The 12,940-nt window shown below is 67.4% G+C and carries 13 protein-coding genes; 12 read left to right on the top strand and 1 reads right to left on the bottom strand.

Annotated elements, in window-relative coordinates; translation table 11 throughout:
* The first annotated feature begins 74 nt into the window (after positions 1-74).
* Together PVW49_RS10880 and PVW49_RS10875 are read left to right on the top strand one after the other, a co-directional pair.
* Complete coding sequence (locus PVW49_RS10880; RefSeq protein WP_274590533.1) at positions 75-749, top strand: HAD-IA family hydrolase; 675 nt, start codon at positions 75-77, stop codon at positions 747-749.
* 54 nt (positions 750-803) lie between these two features.
* Positions 804-2,009, top strand: coding sequence for a DegT/DnrJ/EryC1/StrS family aminotransferase (locus PVW49_RS10875; RefSeq protein ID WP_074837211.1), 1,206 nt, complete (start codon positions 804-806; stop codon positions 2,007-2,009).
* On the opposite strand, the gene PVW49_RS10870 is transcribed toward PVW49_RS10875, so the two are convergent.
* Complete coding sequence (locus PVW49_RS10870) at positions 1,985-2,461, bottom strand: CreA family protein (RefSeq protein ID WP_048532318.1); 477 nt, start codon at positions 2,459-2,461, stop codon at positions 1,985-1,987. The two genes, PVW49_RS10875 and PVW49_RS10870, sit on opposite strands and share 25 nt — an antisense overlap.
* Before the next feature lie 343 nt (positions 2,462-2,804).
* Here PVW49_RS10870 and PVW49_RS10865 point away from each other — a divergent pair, with 343 nt between their 5' ends.
* The 10 genes from PVW49_RS10865 to PVW49_RS10820 all read left to right on the top strand — a co-directional run bounded on the left by PVW49_RS10865 (position 2,805) and on the right by PVW49_RS10820 (position 12,662).
* Entirely contained in the window at positions 2,805-3,452 is a 648-nt protein-coding gene (locus tag PVW49_RS10865; protein WP_048532317.1) for a DUF1236 domain-containing protein, read from the top strand.
* A 198-nt stretch (positions 3,453-3,650) separates the two neighbouring features.
* Entirely contained in the window at positions 3,651-4,814 is a 1,164-nt protein-coding gene (locus tag PVW49_RS10860; RefSeq protein WP_274590532.1) for an isovaleryl-CoA dehydrogenase, read from the top strand.
* 61 nt (positions 4,815-4,875) lie between these two features.
* A complete protein-coding gene (locus tag PVW49_RS10855; protein WP_244526520.1) occupies positions 4,876-5,280 on the top strand; it encodes a DUF1622 domain-containing protein in 405 nt (134 codons plus the stop codon).
* A gap of 49 nt (positions 5,281-5,329) precedes the next feature.
* The gene (locus tag PVW49_RS10850; protein WP_048532315.1) at positions 5,330-6,061 is read left to right on the top strand and encodes a flavodoxin family protein; all 732 of its coding nucleotides are present in this window, start codon (positions 5,330-5,332) and stop codon (positions 6,059-6,061) included.
* A gap of 37 nt (positions 6,062-6,098) precedes the next feature.
* The gene (locus PVW49_RS10845; protein ID WP_274590531.1) at positions 6,099-6,653 is read left to right on the top strand and encodes a hypothetical protein; all 555 of its coding nucleotides are present in this window, start codon (positions 6,099-6,101) and stop codon (positions 6,651-6,653) included.
* Positions 6,654-6,744: 91 nt separating this feature from the next.
* A complete protein-coding gene (locus tag PVW49_RS10840) occupies positions 6,745-8,352 on the top strand; it encodes a carboxyl transferase domain-containing protein (RefSeq protein ID WP_274562514.1) in 1,608 nt (535 codons plus the stop codon).
* A 66-nt stretch (positions 8,353-8,418) separates the two neighbouring features.
* Complete coding sequence (locus PVW49_RS10835) at positions 8,419-10,362, top strand: acetyl/propionyl/methylcrotonyl-CoA carboxylase subunit alpha (protein ID WP_274590530.1); 1,944 nt, start codon at positions 8,419-8,421, stop codon at positions 10,360-10,362.
* Positions 10,359-11,021, top strand: coding sequence for a glutathione S-transferase family protein (locus tag PVW49_RS10830; protein WP_274590529.1), 663 nt, complete (start codon positions 10,359-10,361; stop codon positions 11,019-11,021). The genes PVW49_RS10835 and PVW49_RS10830 overlap by 4 nt, the downstream gene beginning before the upstream one ends.
* Complete coding sequence (locus PVW49_RS10825) at positions 11,018-11,890, top strand: hydroxymethylglutaryl-CoA lyase (protein WP_274590528.1); 873 nt, start codon at positions 11,018-11,020, stop codon at positions 11,888-11,890. The genes PVW49_RS10830 and PVW49_RS10825 overlap by 4 nt, the downstream gene beginning before the upstream one ends.
* Positions 11,883-12,662: a crotonase/enoyl-CoA hydratase family protein gene (locus tag PVW49_RS10820; RefSeq protein WP_074837218.1), complete on the top strand. Its 780-nt coding sequence runs from the start codon at positions 11,883-11,885 to the stop codon at positions 12,660-12,662. The genes PVW49_RS10825 and PVW49_RS10820 overlap by 8 nt, the downstream gene beginning before the upstream one ends.
* Positions 12,663-12,940 lie beyond the last annotated feature (278 nt).

Here is a 12,940-nt window from a genome sequence, read left to right as displayed (position 1 = left end):
TATCCGCTGAGGCGCGCGCCGCAAGGACGCGCCGCTCACATTGGATTTCCGTCTGTGTCAGGAAAGGCACGCCGATGCGCACCGTGATTTTTGACCTCGACGGCACCCTGGCCGACACCAGTGGCGATCTGCTGGCCGCCGCCAACGCCTGTTTCCGGGCGATGGGCGAGGGCGACCTGCTGGGCCCCGGGGATGCCGGCACGGCGCTGCGCGGCGGGCGGGCGATGCTGCTTCTGGGGATGCAGCGGCTGGGCCGGGCGGATGATTTCGCCACCATCGACGCCTGGTATCCGCGGCTGCTCGAGGAATATGACGCGGCGCTGCATCACACCACGGTGCTCTATCCCGGCGCGGTCGAGGCGATCGGCACCTTGCAGGGCGCCGACATCCGTACCGGCATCTGCACCAACAAGCCCGAGCGCCTGGCACACAAGCTGCTGGTGGCGCTTGGCGTGCGTGATCTGTTTGGCTCGCTGGTCGGGGCCGATACGCTGCCGGTGCGCAAACCCGATGCCGCGCCTTACCGCGCCTCGGTCGAACGGGCCGGCGGCGCGGTCGAGCGTTCGCTGCTGGTGGGCGACAGCGTGACCGACCGCGAGACCGCGCGGGCGGCCGGCGTGCCCAGCGTGCTGGTGACCTTCGGCCCCTCGGGCGACGACATGGCGGCGCTCGAGCCGGAACATCTGTTGCAAGCTTATGGCGATCTGCCGGGCGTGGTGGATTTGGCGCTGGGGCGCGGCGCACTCTAGAACGGCGGCCGGCAGGTGGTTGACCTCGGCCGGAGCCCGCCGCAAGACTGGCGCATGAACGAGAGATTTCACGGCAGTTTCACCCAGCAGGAGCCAATCCCCGAAGAGGGGATCGAGGCGGCGCTGGCGGTTTTGCGCTCGGGGCGGCTGCATCGCTACAACCTGGCCCCCGACGAGGCTGGCGAAGTGGCGCTGCTGGAGCAGGAATTCGCCGCCCGGGTCGGGGCGAAATACTGCCTCGCGGTGGCCTCGGGCGGCTATGCCATGGCCTGCGGGCTGCGGGCCATCGGGGTCCGGCCGGGCGACCGGGTGCTGACCAATGCCTTCACGCTGGCGCCGGTGCCCGGCGCCATCGCCTCGGTCGGTGCGGTGCCGGTGTTTGTCGGCGTGACCGAGGGGCTGGTGATCGATCTCGACGACCTGGCGGCCAAGGCGGATCAGGCCGAGGTGCTGATGCTGAGCCACATGCGCGGGCACATCTGCGACATGGACCGGCTGATGGCGATCTGCGACGCGGCGAACGTCCGTGTGATCGAGGATTGTGCCCATACCATGGGCGCCGCCTGGCGCGGACTGCCCTCGGGGCGGCATGGGGTTCTGGGCTGTTACTCCTGCCAGACCTACAAACATGTGAACTCCGGCGAGGGCGGCTTGCTGATCACCGATGACGAAGAGGTGGCGGCGCGGGCGGTGATGCTTTCCGGTTCCTACATGCTTTACGGCCGGCATCTGGCGGCGCCGGGGTCAGAGGTGTTCGAGCGGGTGAAATACGACACGCCCAATGTCTCGGGGCGGATGGATCATCTGCGCGCGGCGATCCTGCGCCCGCAACTGCGGGCGCTCGACCGGCAGATCGCGCGCTGGAACGCGCGGTACAGCGTGGTCGAAGAGGGGCTGCGCGACACGCCCGGGCTGCATGTGGTGGCGCGGCGCGAGGGCGAGGCCTTTGTCGGCTCGTCGATCCAGTTTCTGCTGCTCGACTGGGGTGAGGCAGCGATTGCCGAGGCGCTGCGCCGCTGTGCCGACCGGGGGGTCGAGCTCAAGTGGTTCGGTGGCGCCGAGCCGGTGGCCTTTACCTCGCGCTACGACAGCTGGCGTTATGCGCCGTCAGAGGCGATGCCGGCCACCGACCGGGTTCTGAAGGGCATCGTGGACATGCGCCTGCCGCTGACCTTCAGCCTCGAGGATTGCGCGTTGATCGCGCGGATCATTCGGGCCGAGGTGAGCGCGGTTCATCAATCCTGCAACCGGGCGCCATAGAGCGGCACCGTCGACATCGAGACCTTGGCCGAGCCATCGGTCAATTCGGCGGCATGGGCGACATAGATCAGCGTCTGATTGGCCTCGTCGAAAATGCGTTTGACCCGCAGCGATTTCAGGATGATCGACCGCGAGGTGCGGAACACGTCCTCGCCGTCTTCGTCCAGGTCGATGTCGCCGACCTTTAGCGGCCCGGTCTGGCGGCAGGCGATCGAGGCGTTCGAGGGATCTTCGAACCAGTTGCCCTTGGACAGCCGGTCGAACAGGCCGCGTTCGAAATAGGCGATATGACAGGTGACACCCTCGACCTTGGGGTCGGCGATGGCCTCGATGAGAATGTCGTTGCCCACCCAGTCGACATCGATCTCGCCGACCTGTTCGGCGCCGGCAGCGCCAGCAAGGCCGAGGCAGAAGGTGGCGGTGGCGCAGAGGCGGGCGAGGGTGGCGGGCATGGCGAACTCCTGAATGCGTCGGGCGTAAGGCGCCCACCAGACATGATCCCGGTCGCGGCGACCGGTCAAGGTGCAACGCAGCCCTCGCGTCCTCGGTTCCCGCGCGGCGGCGCGCGCCAATGCCGGTGCGTTGAAAAGGTTGCATCACGTTGTCGCGCATCGGCACGGAAACGCCGGGTCCTTCGGAGGTTTTGGGCGGGATTTTGCCAAGGGGCCGAGGGCCTTGCGCAAAACGCCGCAAGTTTGCACGACAGCGCGGAACAAACTTCATCGGCTGGCGATTAGACCCCCGAACGCCGCGCAACATGCGCCGCTTCAAAGCAAAGTGAGAAGGAGTCTACCCATGTTTCGCAAAGCTATCCTGACCGCCTCGACCGCCATTTTTGCCGCCGGTTCGGCCGCCGCCGCGACCTCGGCCACCGCCGTGACCGACCTCAACCTGCGCGCCGGCCCCGGCCCCCAGTATGAGATCATCGGCGTGATCGATGCCGAGGCCAAGGCCAGCGTTGACGGCTGCATCGAGGAATCGAACTGGTGCAAGGTGACGTATGACGGCCAAGAGGGCTGGGCCTATGGCAACTATCTGACCGCCATGGTCGAAGAGACCCCGACCGCCGTGATCGCCCCGGAAGTGACCGTCGGCACGGTCACCTATGACTCATCCAAGGACGGCGAGGCCTTTGCCGGTGCCGGGACCGTGGGTGCCGTGGCCGGTGCGCTTGTCGCCGGGCCGATCGGTGCCGTTGCCGGTGGTCTGCTGGCCGGGTCGGCCGGCGCCTATGCCCAGCCTGACGAACGCGTGGTGACCTATGTGCGCACCAACACGCTCGATCCGATCTATCTCGAAGGCGAAGTGGTGCGCGGCGCCGTGGTGCCCGAGAGCGTGGAGCTGGTCGAAATCCCGGATGCCGAGCTGCGCTATGTCTACATCAACGGCCAGCCGGTCCTCGTGGAGCCGGAACAGCGCACCATCGTCTACGTCGTGCGCTAAGTTTCCTGACGTTCGGTAACCAGTGTCACGGGCGGCCCGGATGGGCCGCCCTTTTTCGTGGTAGGCTCGGGGTCGCACTTTCGGCCGAGAGGCCCCGGCGCGGGGGCCGGGGCGGGTGGGGCAACTGGCCATTGACCGACTCGAAACCTGCTGGTATGGATTTATTGAACACTTGTTCATTAATTGGGAGGCAAGGTCATGTTCAACGCGGTGATGGCGTTTGATCTGGGCGAAGATGTAAACGCGCTGCGCGAGATGGTGCACCGCTGGGCGCAGGACCGGGTCCGGCCGATGGCGGCGGAGATCGACGCCACGAACGCGTTCCCCAACGAGCTCTGGCAGGAGATGGGCGAGCTGGGCCTGCTGGGCGTGACCGTGCCCGAGGAATACGGCGGCGCGGGCATGGGTTATCTCGCCCATGTCATCGCGGTCGAGGAAATCGCGCGGGCCTCGGCCTCGGTGTCGCTGTCTTACGGCGCGCATTCCAACCTCTGCGTCAACCAGATCAAGCTGAACGGCTCCGAGGAGCAAAAGCAGAAATACCTGCCGCGCCTCGTCTCGGGTGAACATGTCGGTGCGCTGGCGATGTCCGAGGCCGGTGCCGGCTCGGACGTGGTGTCGATGAAGCTGCGCGCGGAAAAGCGCAACGATCACTACCGGCTCAACGGCAACAAGTTCTGGATCACCAATGGCCCCGATGCCGATACGCTGGTGGTCTATGCCAAGACCGATCCGGACGCCGGGTCGAAAGGCATCACCGCCTTTCTGATCGAGAAGGAAATGAAGGGCTTTTCCACCTCGAAGCATTTCGACAAGCTGGGGATGCGCGGCTCGAACACCGCCGAGCTGGTGTTCGAGGACGTCGAAGTGCCGTTCGACAACATCCTCGGCGAAGAGGGCAAGGGCGTGCGCGTTCTGATGTCGGGGCTGGACTATGAACGCGTCGTGTTGGCCGGCATCGGCACCGGCATCATGGCCGCCTGTCTCGACGAGATCATGCCCTACATGGCCGAGCGCAAGCAGTTCGGACAGCCGATCGGAAACTTCCAGCTGATGCAGGGCAAGCTGGCCGACATCTACACCAAGATGAACTCCGCCCGCGCCTATGTCTACGAGGTGGCCAAGGCCTGCGATCGCGGTGAGGTCACCCGTCAGGACGCCGCGGCCTGCTGCCTCTATGCCAGCGAAGAGGCCATGGTGGTGGCGCATCAGGCGGTGCAGGCGATGGGGGGCGCGGGCTTCATGAACGAAACCCCGGTGGCCCGCATCTTCCGCGATGCCAAGCTGATGGAGATCGGCGCCGGCACGTCGGAAATCCGTCGCATGCTGATCGGCCGCGAGATGATGGCGAAGATGGGCTGAACGGAACCGCGACTTCGGCGGCCGGATTGGGCGTACGATCCGGAACCCGGAACGGAGGTGTGTGATCTTGGGAAGTCTTGTCGATCTGGAACTTGAGGGCGGCATTCTGCATGGCCAGTTTTCCTGGCTGGTCGAACTGCTGGAATGGGCCGCCGCCATTGTCGATATCGCCGCCGTGGTGCTGATTTTGCTGGGGGCGGTGCGCTTCATCATCGGGGTGAGCGGGGCCGAGATCTTCGGGCGCGGCTCCGAGCGCGTCAACCGGACCAACCGCGAACGCATCGAGCTGGGCCGTTATATCCTGGCCTCGCTCGAACTCTTCATCGTGTCGGACATCATCCACACCGCGCTGAGCCTGGCATTCTCGGATCTGATGTTCCTCGGCCTGCTGGTGGTGATCCGGTCGATCACGTCGTTCTTTCTCGATCGCGAGTTGGAGCAATTGAAGAAGGACCTAGGTGAATAGGCCGGGCATGGCACGCGTGCTAGGCTGACCCCACCCATGGAGGATGACAATGACCGATGGCAAACAGACATTCGCAGGACTCAAGGCGCTCTTTATCAACACCTCGCTGAAGAAAGACGGCAGCAAGAGCCACACAAGGCTGTTGATGGGGGCCTCGGCCGACATCATGGAAAAAAACGGCGTCGACGTCGAACATCTGCATCTGCTCGATTACCAGGTGCCGCCCGGCATCTTTCCCGACATGACCGAACATGGCTGGGACAGCGACGACTGGCCCAAGCTCTGGGACAAGGTCAAGGCGGCCGATATTCTGGTTGTCGGCACGCCGATCTGGCTGGGCGAGGAAAGCTCGGTCTGCCGGGTGCTGATCGAGCGGCTGTACGGCATGTCGGGCGAACTCAACGACAAGGGCCAGTCGATCTATTACGGCAAGGTCGGCGGCAGCGTCATCACCGGCAACGAGGATGGCGTCAAACATGTGGCGATGACCCTCGGGTTCGCGCTGAGCCACCTGGGCTATACCATCCCGCCGCAGGCCGATTGCGGCTGGATCGGCGAGGCCGGGCCGGGGCCGTCTTATGGCGATCCGCAGGAGGGGGACACGCCGGTCGGCTTCGACAATGATTTTACCCGCCGCAACACCACGATCATGACCTGGAACCTGATGCATGCCGCCCGGATGCTGCGCGACGCCGGCGGCTATCCGAACGAGGGCAACGACCGCAAGGCGTTCGAGGCGGGCTGTCGTTTCGACTACGAAAACCCGGACTATCGCGCCTGAGATGGGCTGCGGGGCGCAGATCATCGGCGGGGCCGTCGTGGCCCTGGTGGGCCTGGCCGGGGCGGCCCGGTCGGAGGAGACGCTGCCGGAGTTCTCGGCCTGCATCGATGCCGAGGTCGCGCGCTACGAATGGCGGCTTCGGGTCCATCGCGACCGGGCGCTCGATGCGGCGGATTTCGATCTCTGGGATGTGCGCGGGGTGGAATACTGCGGCAATATCGGCGTCACCCGCTGCGACCGCTCGGCGGCGCCGCTGGCCTGCCAGAAGGCGCTGGCCGGCGACCAGCATGTGCTGCACGGCCATATCATGGCGGCACTGCCGGACCCGCCGCCGCCAAGCGAGGGGCTGCCGACGCGGCTTTATCATACGGCCTGGCACCTTGCGCGTGACATTTCGGCGGGGCCGGATTGCGCCGGGGCGGGCGAGGTCATGGCCACCTGGTGCACCGCGCGCGAGGCCAATCTGCGGCTGAAAAGCGCCGTGCTGGCCTGGCAGGTGGGGCGATACCTAGGGCTGGCGGCGCCAGCGGTGACAACCGGCTGGGCCGATCCGCCACCGCCGCCCCGGCCCAAGGCGCGACCCGGGCGATGAGGAAGGCCCGGCCCGGAGCGAACAGACCGAGACGAATGACAGGACGAAGGGCCCTCGCCGGAGGGCCGGGATTGCGCAGGAGGCGCGGAACATGAAGCTGACATCGAAGCTGGTGACCGGATCGGACGCGGCAAAAGCCAATCGCGCCGCCCATGAAGAGGCGCTGCGCGTGGTGCAGGAGGCGGCCGAAGCCGCGGCCGCCGGTGGCGGGGCGAAATCTCGCGAGCGCCATGTGGCGCGTGGCAAGATGCTGCCGCGCGAGCGGGTGGCCAACCTGCTCGATCCCGGTTCGCCCTTCCTCGAGATCGGCGCCACCGCGGCGCATGGCATGTACGACGGCGCGGCCCCTGCCGCCGGCGCCATCGCCGGCATCGGCCGGGTGATGGGCCGCGAGGTCATGGTGGTCTGCAACGACGCCACGGTGAAAGGCGGCACCTATTACCCGATGACCGTCAAGAAGCACCTACGCGCCCAGGAGATCGCCGAGGAAAATCATCTGCCCTGTATCTACCTGGTGGATTCAGGTGGGGCGAACCTGCCGAACCAGGACGAGGTCTTTCCGGACCGCGACCATTTCGGCCGAATCTTCTACAATCAGGCGCGGATGTCGGCCAAGGGGATCGCGCAGATCGCCGTGGTGATGGGCTCCTGCACGGCGGGCGGCGCCTATGTGCCGGCGATGTCGGACGTGACCATTATCGTCAAGGAACAGGGTACGATCTTTCTCGCCGGGCCGCCGCTGGTGAAGGCGGCGACCGGCGAGGTGGTGAGCGCCGAGGATCTTGGCGGTGGCGATGTGCATACGCGGCTTTCGGGCGTGGCGGATTACCTGGCCGAAGACGACAGCCACGCGCTGGCGCTGGCGCGGCGGGCTGTCGGGTCGCTTGGCGGACACAGCGGCGGTGGGTTGCAAACCCACCCTACGGGGTCGGCGCCGGCCTATGACCCTGACGAGCTCTTCGACGTGGTGCCGGGCGATCTGCGCACACCATATGACATTCGCGAGGTGATCGCGCGGCTGGTGGACGGCTCGTATTTCGACGAGTTCAAGCCGCGCTTCGGCGAGACGCTGGTGACCGGCTTTGCCGAGGTGAACGGCTGCCCGGTGGGGATCGTGGCCAACAATGGCGTGCTGTTTTCCGAAGCGGCACAGAAAGGCGCGCATTTCGTGGAATTGTGCTCGCAGCGCAAGACGCCGCTGGTCTTCCTGCAAAACATCACCGGCTTTATGGTCGGGCGGAAGTACGAGAACGAGGGCATTGCCCGCCATGGCGCCAAGATGGTGACTGCGGTGGCCACCACCTCGGTGCCGAAGATCACCATGCTGGTCGGTGGCTCCTTCGGGGCCGGTAACTACGGCATGTCGGGCCGCGCCTATCAGCCACGCTTTCTCTGGACCTGGCCCAACAGCCGCATCTCGGTGATGGGCGGGGCGCAGGCGGCCGGCGTGCTGGCGACGGTGAAACGCGATGCCATCGAACGCGGCGGCGGCAACTGGAGCGAAGCGGAGGAGACCGAATTCAAGCGGCCGACGATCGAGATGTTCGAGGAGCAGAGCCACCCGCTTTATGCCAGCGCCCGGCTCTGGGACGACGGCATCATCGATCCGCGCAAGTCGCGCGAGGTGCTGGCCCTGTCGCTGTCGGCGGCGCTCAATGCGCCGATCGAGGACACGCGCTTCGGCGTCTTCCGGATGTGATCGGGGCAGGCGGCATGAGGCGTATTTGCAAAGAGAAGAAGATGCGGACCAGCGAAGGGAAGCCCGATGTTTGACACGATCCTGATTGCCAACCGGGGCGAGATCGCCTGTCGGGTGATGAAGACGGCGCAGAGCCTGGGCGTGCGCTGCGTGGCGGTCTATTCCGAGGCCGATGCCGGGGCGGCGCATGTGGCAATGGCCGATGTGGCGCGCTGCATCGGGCCGGCGGCGGTGGCCGAGAGCTATCTCAAGGGTGACCGGATCATCGAGGTGGCGCTGGCCGAGGGCGCGCAGGCGATCCACCCGGGCTATGGCTTTCTCAGCGAGAACCCCGAGTTCGTCGAGGCGGTGGAGGCGGCCGGGCTGACCTTCATCGGACCTTCGGCCAAGGCGATCCGAGCGATGGGCCTGAAGGATGCCGCCAAGGCGCTGATGCAGGAGGCCGGGGTGCCGGTGGTGCCGGGCTATCACGGCGCCTCGCAGGAGGGGCTGGCGGCGCGCGCCGAGGAAATCGGCTATCCGGTGCTGATCAAGGCGGTCGCCGGAGGCGGCGGCAAGGGCATGCGGCTGGTGGAACGGCCGGCCGAGTTCGAGCGGGCTCTGGAGAGCGCGCGGGCCGAGGCGCGCACCGCCTTTGGCAATGACGCGGTGCTGATCGAGAAATTCGTCACCCAGCCGCGCCATATCGAGGTTCAGGTCTTTGGCGATGGCGACCGGGCGGTGCATCTCTTCGAGCGCGATTGCTCGCTGCAACGGCGCCATCAGAAGGTGATCGAGGAGGCACCGGCGCCCGGCATGACCGAGGAGATGCGCGCGGCCATGGGGCAGGCGGCGGTGCGCGCGGCCGAGGCGATCGGCTACAAGGGCGCGGGGACGGTGGAGTTCATCGTCGATGGCTCGCAGGGGCTGCGGCCGGACGGGTTCTGGTTCATGGAGATGAACACCCGTTTGCAGGTCGAACATCCGGTCACCGAGATGATCACTGGCGTCGACCTGGTGGAATGGCAGCTCCGGGTGGCGGCCGGCGAAAGCCTGCCGGCGCGGCAGGAGGCGCTGACGATCACCGGCCATGCCTTCGAGGCGCGGCTTTATGCCGAGGATGTGCCGGCGGGGTTCCTGCCGGCCACCGGGACGCTGACGCATCTGTCGTTCCCCGAGGGCGCGCGCGCCGATACCGGGGTGCGCGGCGGCGATGAGATCAGCCCGTGGTACGACCCGATGATCGCCAAGCTGATCACCCATGGGCCGACCCGGGAGATCGCCCTGAAACGGCTGCGCCAGGCGCTGGGACGCACCGAGGTGGCGGGATCGGTGACCAACCTGGCCTTTCTCGGGGCGCTGGCGGCGCATGAGGGCTTTGGCCGTGGCGAGGTGGACACCGGGCTGATCGGCCGCGAGATCGCAGCGCTGACCGCCGTGGCGGAAGAGAATGCCGCGGCGCTGGCGCAGGCGGCGCTGGTCGAGGCCGGGCTCTGGCAGGGCGACGGTTGGGCGACAGGTTTCACCCTCTGGCAGCCGCTGGCGCGGACCCTGGTACTGGACGAGGGCGAGAGCCGGCACGAGCTGCGGCTGCGGGTGCGCGGGCCGGGCGCCTGCGACGTCGAGATCGGCGATCGAGTGATCGCGGCGCGGCGTGGCCCGGGCGGCTGGACGTTGGATGGCCGCGCGGCCTGGCCCTTTGCGGTGGCCGGCGACGTGGTGACCGTCTTTGCCGATTACGGAAGGGCCTACCGGGTGATCCGGGCGCTCGACCGGGCGGCGGGGGCGGCCAGCGATGCCTCGGTGATCGAGGCGCCGATGCCGGGGCTGGTGCAGAAGATCGACGTGCAGGCCGGGCAGGAGGTGCAGGCCGGCGACCGGCTGGCGGTGCTCGAGGCGATGAAGATGGAACATGCCCTGACCGCGCCGCGCGATGGCGTGGTGGCCGAGGTGCTGGTGCCGGCCGGGGCCCAGGTCGAGGCCGGGGCGGCGCTGATCCGGCTGGCCGAGGACGGGGAGGCGGCGGCATGATCCGTCTGCACCATGTGCCGCTGGCGCGCTCGTTCCGGGTGCTCTGGCTGATGGAGGAGCTGGGGCTCGATTTCGAGGTGGTGCCCTATTCGATCCGCGACGGTTCCCTGCGGCGGCCGGAGTTCAAGGCGTTGTCGCCGGCCGGCCGGGTGCCGGCGCTGGAATATGGCGACGAGGTGCTGTTCGAGAGCGGGGCGATCCTGCAATGGCTCTGCGAACAGCATCCCGAGCCCGGGCTTCAGCCGGCGCCGGGCACGGCCGAGCGGGCGCGCTATCTCGAGTTCATCGCCTATTCCGAGACCATCGGTTGTCTGGTGGAGAACCTCAATCTCAACCGGGTGTTCCTCCGGGATCCGGCGGATGCCTCGCCGGTGGTGATCAAGCTGCTGACCGCACGGCTGCGGGCGGCGCTGGGCGCGATGGAGGCCCGGTGGCAGCACGACCATTGCCTGGCCTCGGGGTTTTCGGCGGCCGATATCATGTTTTCCTACGGGTTCGAACTGGCGCGTTATTACGTGCGGTTCGACGAATTTCCCCGGCTCACGGCCTATTGGGATCGGCTGAAGGCGCGCCCCGGCTATCAGCGGGCCAAGGCGCGCGACGGCGAGCAGGATCTCTATGATCGCGACTTCTATCCGCTGGAGGAGGTCGGGACATGAGCGCGAAGGTCGAGATTTTCGAGGTCGGCCCGCGCGACGGCTTGCAGAATGAAAAGCGCCAAATCCCGACGGCGGAAAAGATCGCGCTGGTCGACTGCCTGAGCGGCGCCGGGTTTCGCCGCATCGAATGCGCCAGTTTCGTTTCGCCGAAATGGGTGCCGCAGATGGCGGATTCCGGGGCGGTGCTGGCCGGGATCGACCGGGCCGAGGGGGTGTCTTATGCCGCGCTGACCCCGAACCTGCGCGGGCTGGAGGGGGCGCTTGCGGCGCGCGCCGACGAGGTGGCGATCTTCGGCTCGGCCTCCGAAGGGTTTTCCAGTGCAAATATCAACGCCAGCATCGCCGAGAGCCTGGCACGCTTCCGCCCGGTGGCCGAGGCGGCCCGGGCGGCGGGGCTGCCGGTCAGGGGCTATGTCTCCTGCGTGGTGGAATGCCCCTACGACGGGCCGGTGGCGCCGGATGCGGTGGCGCGGGTGGCGCGGGCCCTGCTGGACATGGGCTGCTATGAGGTCTCGCTGGGCGACACCATCGGGCAGGCTAGGCCAGAGGGCATCGCGGCGATGCTGGAGGCGGTGACCGCGCAGGTGCCGGCGGCGCGGCTGGCGGGGCATTACCATGACACCGGCGGGCGGGCGCTGGACAATATCGAGGTGTCGCTGGAGCAGGGCCTGCGGGTCTTCGACGCGGCAGTGGGCGGTCTAGGGGGCTGTCCCTACGCGCCGGGCGCGGCGGGCAATGTGGCGACCGAGGCGGTGGCCGCACGGCTGGAAGCGCTGGGTTATGAGACCGGCCTCGACCGGGGGGTGATCGCCACGGCGGCAGAGATGGCGCGCGCGATGCGCGTGCCGCGGGAGACGGATGATGTATGAGACTGTAAGAACAGAGACCGACGCCCGCGGCGTGGCGACGCTCTGGCTGGCGCGGAGCGAGAAACACAATGCCATGTCGGCGCAGATGCTGGCCGATCTGGTGGCGGCGGCCAAGGCGCTGGACGCGGATGACCGCGTGCGGGTGGTGGTGCTGGCGGCCGAGGGCAAGAGCTTTTGCGCCGGTGGCGATCTGGCCTGGATGCGGGCGCAGTTCGAGATGGACGCGGCGACGCGCAAGCGCGAGAGTGCCAAGCTCTCGACCATGTTGCAGGCGCTTGATACCCTGGCGAAACCGTTGATCGGGCGGGTGCAGGGCAATGCCTTTGGCGGCGGTATGGGGCTGATGTCAGTCTGTGACGTGGTGATTGCCGAGGAGGGGGCGAAATTCGGCTTTACCGAGACCCGGCTGGGGCTGATCCCGGCCAATATCGGGCCGTTCGCGCTGAAACGCATGGGGCCGGCGATGGCACGGCGGGTCTTCATGTCGGCGCGGATTTTCGATGCCGCCGAGGCGATGGCGCTTGGGTTGGTGGCGCGGGCGGTGCCGGCGGCCGATCTGGATGCGGCGGTCGCGGCGGAAGTGGCGCCCTATCTGGCCTGCGCGCCGGGCGCGGTGGCCGAGGCCAAGGCGCTGATCCGCGCGCTGGGCGGCGGCGTCAGCCAGGACGAGATGGATTTTGCCGCCGGGGCGCTGGCCGAACGCTGGGAAAGCGCCGAGGCACAGGAGGGCATCGCCGCCTTCTTCGACAAGCGCAAGCCCGGCTGGGCGTGACACCGGCGGCCTGGCGCGGTCGCGCCGGGCAGGCCGTGGGGCCCCGGATCGGGCCCGGGGCGGGGGCCGCTTGGGGCCGGCGCTGTTAGCGCACAACAGAGTGCGACGCACCCGGGCGCGACGGGCCGGAAATTTCGCCCGGAAGTCCCTAATTTCCGGGCGATTACCGAGGTCATCAATTCTCGCGAATATGTGATGGGTGGATTGACCCCCTTGGGCGGCAGCGATAAACCCGGGACAAGCCCAGCGAGCCAATTGAGCGCACGTGCGATGCGCGT

This window comes from Marinovum sp. PR37, from assembly GCF_028807375.1.
GTDB lineage: Bacteria > Pseudomonadota > Alphaproteobacteria > Rhodobacterales > Rhodobacteraceae > Marinovum > Marinovum algicola.
This window is presented reverse-complemented; position numbering and strand designations above follow the sequence as displayed.